Raw genomic sequence first — 16304 nt, 5'->3', positions numbered from 1 at the left:
GGGAATTGGCTGAACCCAACTTCTTGGCGCGGCTATGCGAGCGCTGCGCCGGCCGAGCAAGCCGCCTTGGCCAGGCCGGGATCGCCTGACTGATCCGAAAACCAACAGCCCCTATTACACGGGCTTTCGTCCGCATCGATCAGGCCGAGCTGGCGGCCATGCCCAACATCCGGCTCTATCCCGGGATGCCCGCAACAGTGATGATTCCAACCGTCGAGCGAACGGCCTTCGAGTACATTGTTGGACCGCTCCTGATGTCATTCAATCAGTCATTTCGGCAGAAATGAGAGGAGCCGGATCGCTCTAATAGCTCCGTCGCGATCCCCTCGGCGGCCTAAGACCAACATTTGCGGTGGCCGTCCAAACGATAGAGGCAATGCTGCCTTCCGCCGTCGGCCTCCTAGGCGCGGTTCGACCCGGATGGGCAGCCTTGTCGCCGTTCGCTCTACGACTGTCCTCGGAACGTCCGCGATGGGTGTGCGCCGTGACAAGGCGGCGCTTTCCGGTGGGTGCAAGCCCCACCCGGCAAACGCTCCAGCCGGAAGCAATCGGAGCAGTCATGGAGGTAACGAAGTGGCTGAAGCCTTCGATTAGCGTGTCACGAATTGGTGACAGCGCGAGTGTGCAGGCCGTAACGCGAGTGAGTGCGCCGGGAGAAACCGGCAAGGAGTATGTGGTGAAAGTCCACTGCGATGAAGGAGTAGCAATCCACGTCGCCCCTGATCCGTGCGCAGGCGTCCGTGAGGACGTCGGCGAAGCGTCGGTGGGGGAGCGTATAGGCCAGCCATTGAGCCGCGAAACCGTTATAAATCCGAGTGCCGACGTTGTTCACTTGACGGAAGGCAAAATCGGCAGGCGCGATATTGCGAGTGCCCGTCGAGCTCGGCGTGGTCTGAGACCCTGGCATGTACGGACGCTCCTTGTACGGGAACCGGGAGATCTTTGGATCGGCCATAGGCTTTCCGGGCCAATGGTCCGTGGCGGGAAGGCGAGGAGCCGTAGCCGCTGATGCACGATCCAGAGAAGTCTGACTCCGGCATAGTAGCAACGAAGCCGACGAACAAGGCCGGGCAACCGGCTGCGGAGCCGGTGGAGCCAAGGCCGGGGACCAAGGGGAACGTGGGCCAGCAAAGCACGAACCGGGCGCAGAGCCGGAATCGCGTGACCCAGGCGCTGGACCGCGTACGACAAGCAGGAAGGCAAAGAAAGAAGGAGCGGTTCACCGCGCTTCTCCACCACGTCAATGTCGATACCCTGAAGACGGCGTTCTACGCGCTGAAGCGCAAAGCCGCGCCCGGGGTGGATGGCGTCACGTGGCAGGACTACGAGTCGGATCTTGAGCTCAGGCTCGAGGATCTGCACGGACGGGTCCACCGAGGAGCCTACCGGCCGCAACCGTCTCGCCGGACGTATATCCCGAAGGCGGATGGAAAGCAGCGGCCATTAGCGATCGCCGCCTTGGAAGACAAAATCGTCCAGGGCGCAACCGTCTTGGTGCTCAACGCGATCTACGAAGTCGACTTCGTCGGTTTCTCCTATGGGTTCAGGCCCAGACGGGGACCGCACGATGCGTTGGATGCACTTTCGGCAGCGATCAAAAATAAAGAAGGTGAACTGGATACTTGACGCCGACATCCAGAACTTCTTTGGAGCTGTTAGCCAGGAATGGCTCATCCGCTTCCTAGAACATAGGATCGGCGACAAGCGCATCGTCCGCCTCATCCAGAAGTGGCTCAAGGCGGGTATACTTGAAGACGGAGTCGTAACAGTCGATGACAGGGGGACGGGTCAAGGTTCGGTAATTTCACCGCTCCTCGCCAATGTCTACATGCATTACTGCTACGATCTCTGGGCCGAACGCTGGAGACGGCAAGAAGCCCGGGGCGACATGATCGTCGTGCGTTATGCCGACGATCTAGTGATCGGTTTCGAGCATAAGGACGACGCACAGCGTTTCCTCGATGCGATGCGTGACAGGCTTGGGGAATTTGCGCTGTCGCTTCACCCGGCTAAAACGCGCCTGATTGAGTTCGGCCGCTTTGCAACGACCGATCGAAAGAGGCGCGGGCTTGGAAAGCCAGAAACGTTCACCTTCTTGGGCTTCACTTTCATCTGTGGACGATCGCGCCGCGGCACTTTCGTGCTTCAACGAAAGACCCGACGCGACCGCATGCGGCGTAAGTTGAAGGACATCAAGGTAGAATTGCAGCGTCGAATGCACCAGCCGATACCCGAACAGGGAAAGTGGTTGAGCCAGGTAGTGACTGGCCACTTCGCCTACTATGCGGTCCCAACCAATAGCCGGGCGCTCTCGGCGTTCCGACGTTGCGTGACCGACCTCTGGCGACGAACGCTTCGGCGGCGCAGCCAGCGAGACGGATTCACATGGGAGCGCATGGCGAAGTTGGTCAATGACTGGCTTCCCCCGCCACGCATCCTTCATCCTTGGCCAGACACACGCTTTGACGTCAAACACCCAAGGTAGGAGCCGGATGCCTTAGTTGGGCGAGTCCGGATCTGTGCGGGGGGCGGCCAGCAATGGCCGTCCCTACCGCGATACGCCGAGCAAGCCTCGAAAAGGACGATGCGCAGGCCGACCCGACGACCCTTTCGGGGAAGGCTGACACGGTTGGAGGAAGTGAGCGAAGCAGTACCTCCAGTCGCTGCGCCGGGGTAGTGGCGACAGCATGTACACAAGGAAAGCGTACGCAACACGGGAGGCCCCACGACGTGGTCAGGGATGACAAACCGGAGGCCCGCGAGGGACAGGCCGGGCGCCGTGGGGATGCGGAGGGGTTCGTAGTACCGGTGAAGCCGGGTAACGCCGGTGGAGGGAAGGGACCTCAGTTCAAGACGAACGCAAGACGTAGTGAGGGACCTGGGGATTGGGCAACCTATCAACTCCGAAGAGTGTTCAGAAACTGCAGACGGCGTTGCACGCGAAAGCGAAGGCAGAAGCCGGCTACCGCTTTTACGCTCTGTACGACAAGATTAGCCGGGAAGACATCTTGGCCCATGCCTATGCTCAATGCCGCTCCAACAAGGGCGCACCGGGCGTGGACGGCCAGGACTTCGCGGACATCGAAGTGTACGGGGTGCAGCGATGGCTTGGCGAACTGGCGCTTGCGCTCAGGCAGGAGACGTATCGACCGGACCCTATCAGACGAGTGTACATACCGAAGGCCAATGGCAAACTCAGGCCATTGGGCATCTCAACCTTGCGCGATCGAGTCTGCATGACAGCAGCAATGCTGGTGCTGGAACCGATCTTTGAGGCCGATCTTCCACCAGAGCAATATGCCTACCGCCCCGGGCGAAATGCCCAACAGGCGGTGGTCGAGGTGGAAGCGCAGCTGTTTCGCGGCCACCCGGAAGTCGTAGACGCCGACCTCGCGGACTACTTCGGGAGCATTCCGCATGCCGACCTTCTCAAGTCGGTGGCGCGCCGGATTGTTGATCGGCGCGTGCTGCATCTGATCAAGATGTGGCTGGAATGTCCCGTGGAAGAAACCGATGATCGAGGCAGGAAGACACGCACGACCGAGGCACGGGACAAGCGGCGCGGCATCCCGCAAGGCTCACCGATCTCACCACTGCTGGCGAACCTCTACATGCGCCGGTTTGTGCTGGGATGGAAGATGCTCGGGTTGGAGCGAAGCCTCGGCTCTCGCATCGTGACCTATGCCGATGACCTCGTAATCCTGTGCAGGCGGGGCAAAGCTGAAGAGGCCTTGTCGCGACTGCGCGAGATCATGGGAAAGCTGAAGCTGACGGTCAACGAGGAGAAGACACGAATCTGTAAGGTTCCGGAAGGAGAGTTTGACTTCCTGGGATACTCGTTCGGACGGATGTACTCAGCGAAAACCGGCCAGGCGCGCCTGGGGTACCGGCCATCGAAGAAAAGCATCAAGCGCATGGTGGAGACCATTCATGCGCTGACGGCTCGAACCGGGTTAGGGCAAGACACCACAGAGCTGGTGGCGAAGTTGAACCGCACGCTGCGCGGATGGGCGAACTACTTCAATGTGGGCACCGTCATCAAAGCGTATCGGGCGATCGACAACTACACCGCTGTGCGGTTGCGCCGGTGGTTGCGCATCAAGCACAAGGTCAGGCGACGCAGGGGCGGGACCTATCCACTCTCGCACCTCTACGGGCACTTCGGGCTCGTACGTCTAACCGCGCTTGGGCGCGACCTGCCGTGGGTGAAGGCGTGAGGTCTTGTCCGAGAGCCGGATGCGGGAGATCTGCCTGTCCGGTTCGACGAGCGGGATGTGGAAACGGAGTCACGGCTGCACCACTAAGGCACCGCCAGACGAAAGAGGCGGAAACAGATATGTGCAGCCTAAAGCCACCGCGCCACATCTCGACTCTACCTTGGCAGCTCTTGCCGTCCCATTGCTGGACGCGCCCGTCGCGCGTGCCCTCGTGATCGAAGCAGGAAATCTTGATCAGCTTCAGCATCCCGTCGAAGCCAAGTTCTGAGGTTTCTCAAGACCCCAGCGGACCTGCTCGCCGGTCAGCGACTTCTGGCCGAATTTCTCCTGCGCCTTGCTGACCGCCTTGATGCCGAGCATAACATGCCCAAAACCCGCGGCCAGGATGTCGGCTGCGGTGCAACAAAATGACTAGCCAATGGTTCTGTAATAGCGAATCCGGAAAACGCAGGGACCCCCATGGGAGCCAAATCGGTGGCTGCGCGTTTGAAAGGAGATGCGCGACGACTTGCCGGCGCGAGCCGACTGTCCCGATCCGCCAACCGTTGGCTTCTGCGCGATGAAGCGCATAACCTGGTGAAGGCGCGTATGGCGGCTGTGCGTGATCGCGCAGCCCGCGCGCGCCGAGGAGAGTGACTAATCGGCCTTCAGGCGACGGCAGGTAAGGCCGCCGCCGCTCTGGAACGGGATAATGTGAAATGCCGCACTACCGGGTCCACATTTTGGATCGACGCGGCGATCTAGTGGGCGCTGTTGACCTTGACTGTCCAGATGATGAGGCGGCCAGAGAGCGCGTCCGAAAGGTGTTGGATGGCCGAGGTGCAGAGCTTTGGCGACTGGTGACATTATTCGAACCAGACGGTCCATCGATTCAACCAAGCCATGAAGAGCTTCTCGGGTTCGAACGCCCGCGCGCGCAACGCCGCAAACGGCGGGCGAAATCCCGGTGAGTGATTGGGCTTCTTCGCGATCGTGGATGTGAGCAGCAGTCAACCGGTTCGCCTAGAAAGCAGACGACTATTGTTCGTCCGTTGCAGCATGTCCGCTGGACTGGCCTCGCAGGTCTATGCTTTCGTTGAGTGTGCGTCAGCGCCGCTGGCGCATCGGGACACCGGCGAGGCATTGGTTGCGAAACTCGCGCAGGAGCAGCATGCGCTTGGTTTGTGCGGCATTGAGCAGGCCCTCGAACAGCACGAAGATCTCGCGGGCCTGCACGTGGACTTCCGTGTTGATGGCGTGTTGATCGAAGCCATAGCGAGCGAGACGTGTGTCGATCTCGGTTGCGGTCACCGTATCAATCCGCCAGCTCAGGGCGTTTTGCAGGGTGTAGTACTCGGCCTCATCTTGGAATTCGGGTGCGATCCCGATCATGTCGATCCTGCGAAGCGCAGCTTCAATTGCCTTTTGGCGATAGGTCTCCAGAACCTTGTGCCGTAGCACCCGGTAGCGCTGGATCTCCCAGGAGAGTTCAGCAACATCGATCGCGAGCAGCCACTCAACGGCGGATCGCGGCGCGAGGTCAGCGAAGATCGCCTGCTTCAGCGCCAGGTAGTGCTCAAGCTGTTCGCCCGGGAGCAGCAGCGGCGGCGGTGCCAACACCTCCAACTCTGCGGGCAGCGCGGTCGCGACCAGCTGATGGGCCGTTGGGCAGGGGCCGTTCATGGTGAGGCCTCCAGGTTTGCGGCAAGCGCCGCGGCGCCGACGGCCGCGTTGGATGGGCCGTGGACGGGACTCACCGTCCACAGCTGCTGCGCCACCGGCAACGGCGCGATCTGCAGGTTCGCCCACCATCCCCGCTCATTGCCATGCCGGTGCAGCTCGTGGTGGTGGGTGCGGCACAGCGGCACTGTGAACTCGTCGCTAACCTTCAGGCCCAGGGCGCGCGGCTGGGCGAATTTGAGGTGGTGCGCATCGCACGGGGTTCGCCGGCACACCAGGCAGGGTTGGTCGCGGACGAACAGCAGGTGCGCCTTGCTGCGCTTGCGGGGCGGGTCTTTGGGATGGGCGAGCCCTGTCTCGGGCGCCGCCGGCTGCAGCGCCGCCTCGGCGGCCGCAGCAGCTGCCGCGAGTGGTTCTGGGCGCGGGGTTTGCTCGCCGTCAGAGACGGGCGATTGTTGGACTACATCGGATGGGGGTCTAGCGGCGGTCTCGAGCTTGGTCCGATAGGCGGCTTCGACCATCCGGGCGTCGGCCTCCAGCAGGGTATTTTTGAGCGGAATGCTGGCCTTGGCCCAGGTGAGCAGGTCCTTGCCGAAAGGTAAGGCCGCGAGCTGGCTCAAGAGCTGCTCCCGCAGCTCGGCGGATTGCGGCGGCCCCAGCACCGGCGCGCGGTTGAGAACGCCCTTGGGCTTGGCTTTGCCGCCAAGAGGTCCTTGCGGCCCGGCCTCCGGCACGGCTGCCAATGCATCAGGCGCGTCCAGATCGTCCTCGCCAGCGATCCCGACCAGGGCGAACAAAGCATAGCGCCGCGCATAGGTCAGCGCCGCCCCCATCCGGTGCGGCGCCTCGACATCTCTGGTGGCGCAGACCGGCCAGTCCGAGGAGATCCACTCGCCCGAGGAGTGGGCGAGCAGGGTGGTGAGGTGGATCTGTCCGGTGGCCGCCTCGATCCGGGTGGTCTGGATGGTGGCGATCTCCTGCTGGCTTAAGGTCTTGCGCACGATGTCGAGGCCGCTCGCCAGCGAGGCGTAGCGGAAGGTTCGATCGTCATCGCGCAGGAACGGCGAGCGGATCTGAGCGGTGAGGGTCTTTTCCGGGTTGGTCAATTCGGCCTGCGCGCGGGCCAGCGCCGCCGCGATCGCACCGATGTGCTCACTGGCCTGGTGCATGGACGCGCTCCATCTCAACCGGATCAAAGCTGACCGCGCCAGCTTTCGAGCGTTTGGCGCGAATGCCATGGCCAAAGGCCTCCTTGGCATCCTCGGGCATCAGCTTCTTGAGCTCGGCCTTGGCCTGCTCATGGTCGCCGTAGGCCTCGCGGGTGCGCAGGTAGGTTGCCGCGCACTCGGCCCACAGATTGGACGCGGTCATGTCGACGACCTTGACGGCGGCAAGCCGCGGACGCGGCGGCTCGATGCCGAACAGCAGCGGCGGTTCGCCGCTCTGCACGCAGCGCCAGAACTTCTTTTCCGCGGTCAGCAACAGGTGCTGGTACAGTGGATCGGCATGCACGGTGATCTCCACCCATTTGCCGCCGCCGGTGATCACTGAGAGCACCGCCGAGCGGGCGGCAATCACCCACATGTTGTGCTGCAGCTGCGCCATGTGCTTCTCGGCGGCAGCCTCCTCGGTGAAGCCCCAGGGCAGCATGAACTTGGCTTCGAACACCGCGCCGGTCTCTGCGACGACGCCGTCGAGGGTGGCGGCCATCCAGCCGTGCACGGGATGCCGAACGCGCTTCTGGATATCTTTGATCGCTTGACCCGTGGCGCCCTGATACCAGCCGCGGTTGAGCTCTTCGGTGGTGATGCCGAGCTGAACGATCAGGTTGCGCGAAAATCTTGCGGCGCGATCTCGCCGCGCTTTTCGCGCCATAGGCGAGTGAGATCGTCCTGGTCATCGCCCATGATGACGCGTGCATCCGAGCCACCGATGAAGGCCCGGCGGTCGTGCGGGTTGAACTTGATGATGGGATGGGGCCCCTCGGCGCCATTGGCTGCAATCGTGGTCACCGGTATCTCCCTTGGTTTGGCAACGCGGCTTGCCGCCGCACCGCCAAAAGCCCCGCACTCGCGGGGGGAAATACCGGGGCTATCGGTCCACGCCCGGCCTCATCAGTAACGCTCCTTTTGCTCCGGAAATCCAGTCCTTTCTGCAGCAGAATTGTTGTTCTTCTGGCGTGAAAAGCCTTGATATTTCCGATGCTTGGAGGGAGCTTTTCGGGTGTTGGGATGAGCGCAACGGAGGGCGCGCGGAGATGGCGTCGCACCGACAAATCGAAGCCAATCGCAGCAACGCCAAGCGCAGCACCGGCCCGAGAACGGCGGCTGGAAAAACAACGTCGAGCCGAAACGCCTTGCGTCACGGGCTCGCGGGCCGCGGCACGCGGGATGACCTGGAGCTAGCGCCCCTGATGTACGCTATTGGCTCCGGCCTCGGGCATGAGATCGGATCGGAAGCGGCAGCTGCCGTCGCACGTGCCAAACGCGACCTATGCCGTGTCCGAATGCTCCGCCAAGCGATGTTGGCCGATCTACCCGATGGCCCGACCGGCGCCATCGGCAAGCGGCTCAGCGGGCTTGAGCGCTACGAGCGCAGCGCATTAGCGCTGCAGAAGCGCGCGCTTCGGTCTCTCAGGTCAAAGGAAGGCTAAGGTTCGAAACGCGACCAATTGGCTTCGTTGTGCAAAAGAGCTCCCCGCTAACCGGTGGTTATGGATACCCAAAGCCATACTCCTCACCATAGTCCCCGCGGCCGACCGAAATGATGTCCAGCTCGATATCATCGAACATCGGATGGTGGCTCGCCCACTTCAGAAATTGCGATGTGCTGTCGACCTGGTCGTCGTGTTTGCCGTGCGGGAACGCCAGCAGCTCCAGCAAAAAGTGGTCGAGCCAGGCTGCGTTTGCCGGCAGATGCACTTGCCCGGCCTCGATCCGGAAGGATTGTGCCGCCATACGATCGGTCTTGCTGCCTTCGGGCTTGATGCCGATCGGGCGCGGCATGCCGTTCGGCGTATCACGTTGCAGGTCCTGCAGCATCATCATCCCCGGGCCGGCGTCCTCGATCAAAACCGCGTCCACCTTATGTTTTGCAGCGAGGGAGATCACGGTCCTTCTGAGGTCAGGATATTGTTGTCGGCCCCTGAAAACGTCGAGCAGGTAGTAGTTGTTATTGACGACCCGCCAGGTGGTACACACCGAATAGTCGTTGTGTTCGCCGGTCGTCATGGCAGTGTCCCAGCTCTGCACGACGCGATCGCGCGCGCCTGGCTTGGGCAAGGTCTCGTAGCCGCGAAACCATTCCCGCTTGATCAGATTGCCCTCGATCGGAACGGGGAGTTGCTGGTATTGCGCCGAGAACTGGAGGCTGCCGATCTCGGCCTTGATCCGCTCAAGCACTGCCCGGTCTTCGCGCGCCGGGTGCAGCACATCGCCAACACGACGTCGCACGAACCGACCCGCCGCAACTGGAATTTCATCATCGTCCACCGCAATGGCGGGCAGATCGAGATGATGCCAGCCGCCCGTTTGCAGAAGATGACCGGCCAGATCATCCTCATGTAACCGTTGCATCACGACGATGATTTGGTCGGATTCTTTATCGTTGAGTCGAGAGACGAGGGTGCCGCTATACCAATCGATGACGCGTTTGCGTGCAAGCTCCGACATTGCATCTTCCGCTTTCAGCGGATCATCGACGATAATCAGCTCGGCCCCACGGCCCGTCAATGTCCCGCCGACGGATGTGGCGTATCGGCTGCCACCCGCCGTTGTCACCAGTTCCGAGCCGGTATCTTTTGCTATGCGCAAGGCAGGAAACAGCAGCCGATACCACGGGGACTCGATCAGCATTCTGAACTGTCGATGCAACTCGGCGGCAAGGTCGTTGGAGTAGCTGACCACGATGACGCGGAGATTTGGATCGTGACCCAAAAGCCAGGCCACGAAGGCGACCGACACGGACAGCGATTTGAGCGAACGCGGAGGCTGGTTGATGAGGAGACGGCCGCCCCGACCGGACATCAAACGGAGCAGCTGATAGACGATTGCGTCAATGTGCCAGTTGGGCAGATAGGCGGTGCCCGGAAAGACCGTGTAGAAGGCCTTGTGGATGAAGGAACGCAGATCCCGCCGGAGTAGCGCATCTAAGACATCCCTCATGAGCCGTCGTCTCCGCCGTCCTTGGCTTCGGCGTCGGCCAGAACCTGCGCTCGGAACGAGTCGAGAATTGCCTGATCGTCGACCGACATGCTCGTGTCGGCGTGCTGCGGGGGACCGTCGCTCATCGCCAGCGCGTAGGAGAGCAATTTATCCAGCGCTCTGACATCGCCCCTGAGCGCTTTTTCGCGCAGGCGCAGCAAGGCTGCTTTTTGCGTGGTGACGCGTCGTGATTTTCCGCCGTCGTTCAGGGTGATGGGGGCTTGAAGCGTGTCTTTCAGGTCGGTTGCAAAATTCAAGCTACCCTTCGGGCGCCCGCGGGGGTTGCCGGATTGGCCCGGTTTGAAGCGGCTGTGCAGGGGCGGTCTGCCGTAGCCACCGCCCTTATCGGATTTGTGACTCACGAGCGCTCTCCACGGCTGCGGTGCTCCCGTTGGGAAAATTGTTCGCCGGTCTCGGCGTGGACCGCCGCCTTGCCCGTGACGTGCTGCCAGCGGCGGATGGCGACATCCACGTAGTGGGGGTCGATTTCGATCAGCCGCGCCCGACGCCGGGTCCGCTCCGCAGCAATGAGCGTCGTTCCGGCGCCGCCGAACGGATCGAGCACGATGTCGTGCTCGTTGGTGCAATCGCGGATCGCGTCGGCGATCAGCGCGACCGGCTTGACGGTGGGGTGCAGGGCGAGCTTGGATTTCGGAGACCGTGCCCAACTGTTTTGGTAATCCCACACGTTGCAGCGGTTGCGACCATTGCGCCCGAGTTGAACATTGTTGAGATGGGGCGCCGAGCCCTTCTTGAAAACGAAAATGAGCTCATGTTTAGACCGGTAGAAACTCCCCATGCCGGGACGTGGCTTGTTCCAAACGCATAAGTTGAGCTGTTGATCGTAGATGGGGCGGGTAGCGTTGAGCAGCTGACCGGTGCCGCGCCAATCCATGCAAATGAAGTGCACTGAGCCATTGACCGCGTGCTCGCAGACACGCATAAAGACTTCGGCCAAGAACGTCTCGAACTCGGCGTCAGACATTTCCCCGGAGGCCATCGCAAAGTTTGGGTGCTGGGTTCTGCCCAGCCCTGACGCGTGGCCCTCGATTGGCACGTTGTATGGCGGATCGGCGAAGCTCATGCGGGCGCGCTCGTCCGCCATCAGGCGGACGTAGCTTTCCGCCTGCCGGGCATCGGCGCAGATGGCACGATGCTCCCGTAGTATCCAGATGTCGCCCGGTTGGCTTACGGCCGGACCTGCCTCAGGTGGCGGCAACTCATCCTCCAAATCCTCTGAATCCGAAATAGAGACATCGAGTTCTCCAGTCGAAAACCCGGTCAGTTGCAGGTCGGCTTCAGGATCGATGGTCAGGAGTTCGGAAAGCTCAAGCCGCAAGGCCTGGACATCCCAACTGCCGTCCTCGGCGAGGCGATTGAGCGCAAGCTTCAGCATGCGCAGCTGCACCTCGCTGAGATCGACAAGGGTCACGGCGGGCACGACATCCAGACCAAGCAGCTGGGCCGCGAGGACCAGTGCCCAGCCCGCCACTACCCGGCGCATGGCATCGACGACGATCGGCAGAACGAAACCGAAGTCCCGCAAGCTCTCCGCGAGCTTGCCGATCTGGCTTTGCGTGTGGCGTCGGGTTTGGTGGCCGAGCGTCTTGAGCTCGGCGATCGGAACGAGAGTGGGCTTTAGATCATGGCGGAGTGCGTCGCCATTGGTTGGTTTGGCGTTGTTCTTCAAGAGGGCCTCCATGTGCAATATGCCTATCGGCATATTGGTGGAAGGCCCGCCCGGCGCACTTAGAAAGTCCTCATCTCCGATTTCCCGGCGCGATTTCTGCATCTGATCGCCGCGGCCATCATGCTGCTCACGGTTTGCGGGCTGATGGACGTGCAGGTTTGCAAGAATTTCAAGACGAACTGCCCGGCGGGCGTCTGCGGGCTGCCATCATAGCGTAGTCGCTCGTAAGGATTGTGGGTGAATGTGCCGCCATACCGCTCCACCAGATCGGCCAGCCAAATCACCACCTGCAGCCGCGTCAGCTGCCGAAGCGGGCCGCCCCGTTTCTTGCTGATTGCGAGCGCGTTTTGGCTCGCGAGCTCAAGCCACTGCGCAATGCGGATCGCATCGGCCAGATGACGCACGTCGTAGTCGTCGTTCTGGAGCAACTGACTACGAATCTTGTCCTCTGAAGCTTCATCCAGCCGCATCAGCTGGTCCGCGAGATGATCGGCCGCATCCGCCAACCTGCGGAGCGGCGCGTCGTCGCCCTGCCGGGCCTTCCGCCTGGCGCTTTTGGCAAGAGCTCGTAATCGTCCCGGAAACGAGTAGAAGACGGCGAGGGCGCCCGCAGCTTCGGTCGGCGCATGCTCGGCGACCCAATCGAACTCAAGCTGCGCTGCGCAGCTGAGGAATTGGCCAACGTGCTGGATGACGTGGCCCAAGGCCTGGTGGCTCTGGGCTCGGGTTGCTCGCTGCGCTCGCTGTCGTTCAGCCTGAACCATGACTTCGCGGAACCACTCCAGTTGGGAGCGAATTTCTGCCTCGCAGCCCTCGCGTAGCCGGCCAGGGAAGGTGCTCATCACACCGGTAAATTGGTCGTCGCTGAGCAGACACGCTTCGGAGCAATCGCCCGGTCCGGCATTCGGATCGTACACGTGTCCATAGCCGCGCAGGAGGACCATTTCGGTCCCGCCGCATTTTGCTTCGACGTGCCCAGGCACCGGCTCGGCCCCCCACCGTGGATGACGTTTTCAGATTGGCAACAAACAGAATCGCTTGCCTCATGAGGCTTGTGCAAGTCCGGGCCAGCACGGTCCTTCCCCGCACCGCTGCCAATCTAGGTCGAGACCCTCAGCCCGCCGTGAGGGGCTCTCCGAGATGTTCTGTGAGAGTTGGAAGATTGGAGGCCCTAGATTCTCCGATTTTCGTAGGCGTCCATTCCTGACACGTGGTGTCAGTTGACGAGGCAGGAGTTCGTCGAGCCGGCTCTTGGGGGGCCGTTGGACATGCGCTCGAGCACGTCCTTGAAATAGGCGAAAGGCTCGACGTCGTTGAGCTTTGCGGTGGTGATGAGAGAACAGACGGTCGCCCCGCGGTCGGCGCCGCGGTCGGATCCGGCAAACAAGGGGTTTTGCGGCCGAGCGTGACGGGCCGGATCGCGCGCTCAACGGTGTCGGTATGTGTGCCTTGCCAAGGCGCACTGTTCTCCCTGGTGAAAATCCAGGCCGGCAAACTCTCGCTCCAGCCGGAAGTACTCGGAGCGGGTCAGGAGGCGACGAATGACCTGAAGCACTCTGAGAAAAAGGCCCCTTTTGGGGGTCATCGGTCCGCGCGGGCCGCAACTTGCGAGTGAACACTGAGCAGGCTCCGAAAGCGTCATCGTGGGAGTCGACCCGCCATACTAACGGGGAAGGCCGGCGTCCGGGGGGAAGCGAGCGAGAAAAGCACCCCAGGATCCCACCGGAGTAGTGGTGACAGCACGCGCGGGACATGGACAGTGGGCAACAAGGGAAGTCTGCTGCCGACGAAGGATGATGAGTCCGGACAACGACGAACCCGTGAGGGCCAGCGTCGGCGGCGGCAGATGGCGGATGGGTCCGTACTACCTATGACACCGGGTAACGCCGGAAGAGGGAAGGGGCCCTGACTTGTATTAAGCGAGAACGAAGCGGAGAGCACGGCGATTGACGATGAGTCTAGCAACACCGGAACTAAGCGTTCAGAAGCTGCAGAGCTCGCTACAGGCGAAAGCTAAGACCGAACCGGCATACCGCTTCTACTCCCTGTGGGACAAAATCTGCCGATCGGATGTCATGGAAGAAGCTTACCAAAGGTGTCGTGAAAACGACGGCTCCCCCGGGGTGGACGGCATAACATTCGAACAGATTGAAACCGAGGGACAAGAGCGATGGCTGGAAAGTATCAGACAGGAGCTGAAGGATGGCACCTACCATCCCAAGCCCCTTCTGAGAGTATGGATACCAAAGAGCAATGGCGGACGCCGACCACTCGGAATTCCGTGTATTCGTGACAGACTCGTCATGATGGCTACGGTCTTAGTGATCGGTCCCATCTTCGATGTGGACCTGCTGGACAACCAGTATGGATTTCGTCCGAAGCTGGACGCCAAGATGGCCGTGCGCCGCGTGTTTTGGCATATCAAGGACCGGGGACGCCGCGAGGTAGTCGATGCAGATTTACGCGACTATTTCACGTCGATTCCACACGGTTCGCTGATGCGATGCCTGACACGACGGATCGCCGACGGACGACTCCTCTCGACTATCAAAGGCTGGTTGACAGTCCCGGTAGTTGAACGGAGCGGAAGACGGACGATACAGACGGCAGATGCGCGCAAGTTTAAGAAAGGGACCCCGCAAGGCTCTCCTCTGAGTCCATTGCTGGCGAACATTTACTTCCGACGCTTTCTGCTGGCCTGGCGCGACCACGGACACCAAGAACAACTCGACGCCTACGTCGTCAACTATGCCGACGATCTCGTGATCTGTTGCCGCCCCGGCCAAGCCGAGGCGGCGATGAAGCGAATGACGGTACTGATGAACAAGCTCGGGTTGGAGGTGAACGAGACCAAGACCCGCATCGCTCGATTGCCGACGGAACGATTCACGTTCCTAGGCTACACGATCGGGCGGTTCTACGGAAAGGATGGACAAGCCTTCATCGGCACGCGTCCGTCCAAGAAGGCGGTCATGAGATTGCTCCGACGAATCCACGAACGCACGACGCCGCAGTGGTACCCGGACACACCGGAGAACACTGTCGTCGTCATCAGTCGCTTTCTTCGTGGCTGGTGCGGCTACTTCGACCAAGGTCCTGTCATGAAGACCTATGACTTCATCAGGCAATACGTCGATCGGCGTCTGCGGCACTGGTTGATACAACGAGCAGGAAAACGTGGCAGGGGCTTCAAAGAGTATCCGCAGGATTACCTGCACGATACGCTCAAACTCTTCCGCATCCCGACTCGTCGTAACGACCGATCGAGTGCGAAGGCTTGATGAGACAAGTGAAAGCCGGGTGCGGGAAATCTGCATGCCCGGTTTGACGAGCGGCAACTGGAAACGGAACTATGGTGCGAACTGCGACACCGGCAACTGGCGAAAGCAGCCGGACCAGTAAAGCCTCGCGACCTACGGTCACCGCGCGAGTCGTCGACTCTACCAAGCTCGATGCGTCCATCATCCAGAAAGCGGCAAAGGGTGGGCCTTCATCGCGGTGACCACCCGCCAAATTCGATCGCTGCCGCTTCCTGACTCGAGACGCAACTCGCCCACATCCCGCCTCGCAGCGGCCTGGCCGATGCCATCCGCTACGTGGTCCAGCGGGTCAGAGCGGCTGTCCTTGCAGCTGCTGCGGGCCTTACCGCATCGATGAGTCGCTGGGCCGACTGCTTGCCCCGATGGAGAGCTTCTTCCACACCTTCAAGACCGAGCTCGCACATCATCGTCAGTACCAGACCCGCACCGAGGCCCAGCGCGATATCTTCGCCTTCATCGAGGGCTTCTACAATCGACAGGCTCCATTCCGTCATCGGATATATCCCTCCGATCAAGATGGAGCTAAGAGCCGCCTAAACCCGTCCGCTTTCTCGGGGGAAGATCAGTCAAGCGCGCCCGAGTGGCCACGGCGTCACATTCCAGCGGCGCTATGTCAGGCCGGTTCGCTAGGTCGTCCCGCCAACGTTGATGAACCTCAACCCGCAGGCGATCGATGCTATCGACCACATGCGCGGAAGACTGACCGAAGACAAGCCTTGACCTGCTCGAACAGCGGCTGGCGTTTGGGCGGGACCGCCGTTTCAAAGCGTTAGTCCTTTGAAGGCGGCGGTTACGCGAGACATCGGCACCTGAGCCAACGTCCTGTGCCGGTGTGGCCCAGTCGGATTTTGTCCGTGCACTAATCTCTGTGACCTTTTTCAGCGTTCTTTCAAATTCTGATCGGAGATACTCGAATGTTGCGAGCGGAGCGCCGTGACCTGAGCGAGCAAGCGACAAGGCGCTCGAAGTTCACTGGCTGCCCCACGCGCTTTTCTGCGGCTGATAGCCGTTGCCGCTCCACGCGCTCATAGGCGGCTGATGGCCGTTGCCGCTCCACGCGCTCTTAGGCGGCTGATAGCCGTTGCTGCTCCACGCGCTCTTAGGCGGTTGATAGGCGTTACTATTCCACCAGCTCTGGGGCGGCTGGCGTCGTGCGGCATCATGACTCCACCAGCTATTTGGCACTTGACTTGGACCGCTCTGCTGGATGGAAAGC

General features: G+C 61.4%; 10 protein-coding genes and 4 pseudogenes. 5 read left to right on the top strand and 9 right to left on the bottom strand.

Going from position 1 to position 16304, the window contains the following annotated elements; genetic code table 11:
* Positions 1–598 precede the first annotated feature (598 nt).
* On the bottom strand, positions 599–955 hold the full coding sequence (locus NLN62_RS01955; RefSeq protein WP_254107151.1) for a hypothetical protein: 357 nt from the start codon (positions 953–955) through the stop codon (positions 599–601).
* A 53-nt stretch (positions 956–1008) separates the two neighbouring features.
* On the opposite strand from NLN62_RS01955, the pseudogene ltrA (NLN62_RS01950) reads away from it, so the two are divergent.
* Both ltrA (NLN62_RS01950) and ltrA (NLN62_RS01945) read left to right on the top strand, forming a co-directional pair.
* Positions 1009–2485: pseudogene (gene ltrA / locus NLN62_RS01950) on the top strand (group II intron reverse transcriptase/maturase).
* Positions 2486–2885: 400 nt separating this feature from the next.
* Positions 2886–4217 (top strand): group II intron reverse transcriptase/maturase, encoded by a 1332-nt coding sequence (gene ltrA, locus NLN62_RS01945; RefSeq protein WP_254107150.1) that lies wholly within the window; start codon positions 2886–2888, stop codon positions 4215–4217.
* 1086 nt (positions 4218–5303) lie between these two features.
* On the opposite strand, the gene NLN62_RS01940 is transcribed toward ltrA (NLN62_RS01945), so the two are convergent.
* From NLN62_RS01940 to NLN62_RS01930, 3 genes and pseudogenes are all read right to left on the bottom strand, one after another.
* Entirely contained in the window at positions 5304–5816 is a 513-nt protein-coding gene (locus NLN62_RS01940; protein WP_254113317.1) for a hypothetical protein, read from the bottom strand.
* Positions 5817–5875: 59 nt separating this feature from the next.
* Entirely contained in the window at positions 5876–7045 is a 1170-nt protein-coding gene (locus NLN62_RS01935; RefSeq protein WP_254107149.1) for an ERF family protein, read from the bottom strand.
* A pseudogene (locus tag NLN62_RS01930) lies at positions 7029–7888 on the bottom strand (YqaJ viral recombinase family protein). Before NLN62_RS01930 ends, NLN62_RS01935 begins: the two are co-directional and overlap by 17 nt.
* Before the next feature lie 11 nt (positions 7889–7899).
* Between NLN62_RS01930 and NLN62_RS01925 the strand changes: the two are divergent.
* Positions 7900–8529, top strand: coding sequence for a hypothetical protein (locus tag NLN62_RS01925; RefSeq protein ID WP_254107148.1), 630 nt, complete (start codon positions 7900–7902; stop codon positions 8527–8529).
* Positions 8530–8587: 58 nt separating this feature from the next.
* Here the strand turns inward: NLN62_RS01925 and terL are convergent, their stop codons facing one another.
* The 5 genes and pseudogenes from terL to NLN62_RS01900 all read right to left on the bottom strand — a co-directional run.
* Positions 8588–9901: a phage terminase large subunit gene (terL, locus tag NLN62_RS01920; RefSeq protein WP_254107147.1), complete on the bottom strand. Its 1314-nt coding sequence runs from the start codon at positions 9899–9901 to the stop codon at positions 8588–8590.
* Between the two features lie 134 nt (positions 9902–10035).
* Positions 10036–10440 carry a DUF5681 domain-containing protein gene (locus tag NLN62_RS01915; RefSeq protein ID WP_254107146.1) on the bottom strand — a complete coding sequence of 135 codons (405 nt, stop codon included), beginning with the start codon at positions 10438–10440 and terminating at the stop codon, positions 10036–10038.
* The gene (locus tag NLN62_RS01910; RefSeq protein ID WP_254107145.1) at positions 10437–11870 is read right to left on the bottom strand and encodes a site-specific DNA-methyltransferase; all 1434 of its coding nucleotides are present in this window, start codon (positions 11868–11870) and stop codon (positions 10437–10439) included. The genes NLN62_RS01915 and NLN62_RS01910 overlap by 4 nt, the downstream gene beginning before the upstream one ends.
* Positions 11828–12712, bottom strand: a complete 885-nt coding sequence (locus NLN62_RS01905; protein WP_254107144.1) for a hypothetical protein — start codon at positions 12710–12712, stop codon at positions 11828–11830. The genes NLN62_RS01910 and NLN62_RS01905 overlap by 43 nt, the downstream gene beginning before the upstream one ends.
* Before the next feature lie 272 nt (positions 12713–12984).
* Positions 12985–13208, bottom strand: a pseudogene (locus NLN62_RS01900) (transposase domain-containing protein); the annotation flags it as partial.
* A gap of 512 nt (positions 13209–13720) precedes the next feature.
* Here NLN62_RS01900 and ltrA (NLN62_RS01895) point away from each other — a divergent pair.
* Positions 13721–15049, top strand: coding sequence for a group II intron reverse transcriptase/maturase (gene ltrA / locus NLN62_RS01895; RefSeq protein ID WP_254113316.1), 1329 nt, complete (start codon positions 13721–13723; stop codon positions 15047–15049).
* Positions 15050–15444: 395 nt separating this feature from the next.
* Positions 15445–15625: pseudogene (locus NLN62_RS01890) on the top strand (IS3 family transposase); the annotation flags it as partial.
* Positions 15626–16304: the final 679 nt, after the last annotated feature.

Origin of the sequence: Bradyrhizobium sp. CCGUVB23 (assembly GCF_024199885.1) — a bacterium.
GTDB lineage: Bacteria > Pseudomonadota > Alphaproteobacteria > Rhizobiales > Xanthobacteraceae > Bradyrhizobium.
Note: the sequence above shows the minus strand (reverse complement) of the source record. Positions and strands in the feature narration are given on the sequence as shown.

Excerpts from the sequence above, each read along its gene's own strand:
- NLN62_RS01955 (WP_254107151.1), bottom strand. The coding sequence starts at position 955 with ATGGCCGATCCAAAGATCTCCCGGTTCCCGTACAAGGAGCGTCCGTAC.
- NLN62_RS01935 (WP_254107149.1), bottom strand. The coding sequence starts at position 7,045 with ATGCACCAGGCCAGTGAGCACATCGGTGCGATCGCGGCGGCGCTGGCC.
- terL (WP_254107147.1), bottom strand. The coding sequence starts at position 9,901 with ATGTCCGGTCGGGGCGGCCGTCTCCTCATCAACCAGCCTCCGCGTTCG.
- NLN62_RS01910 (WP_254107145.1), bottom strand. The coding sequence starts at position 11,870 with ATGCAGAAATCGCGCCGGGAAATCGGAGATGAGGACTTTCTAAGTGCG.
- NLN62_RS01905 (WP_254107144.1), bottom strand. The coding sequence starts at position 12,712 with ATGGTCCTCCTGCGCGGCTATGGACACGTGTACGATCCGAATGCCGGA.
- ltrA (WP_254113316.1), top strand. The coding sequence starts at position 13,721 with ATGAGTCTAGCAACACCGGAACTAAGCGTTCAGAAGCTGCAGAGCTCG.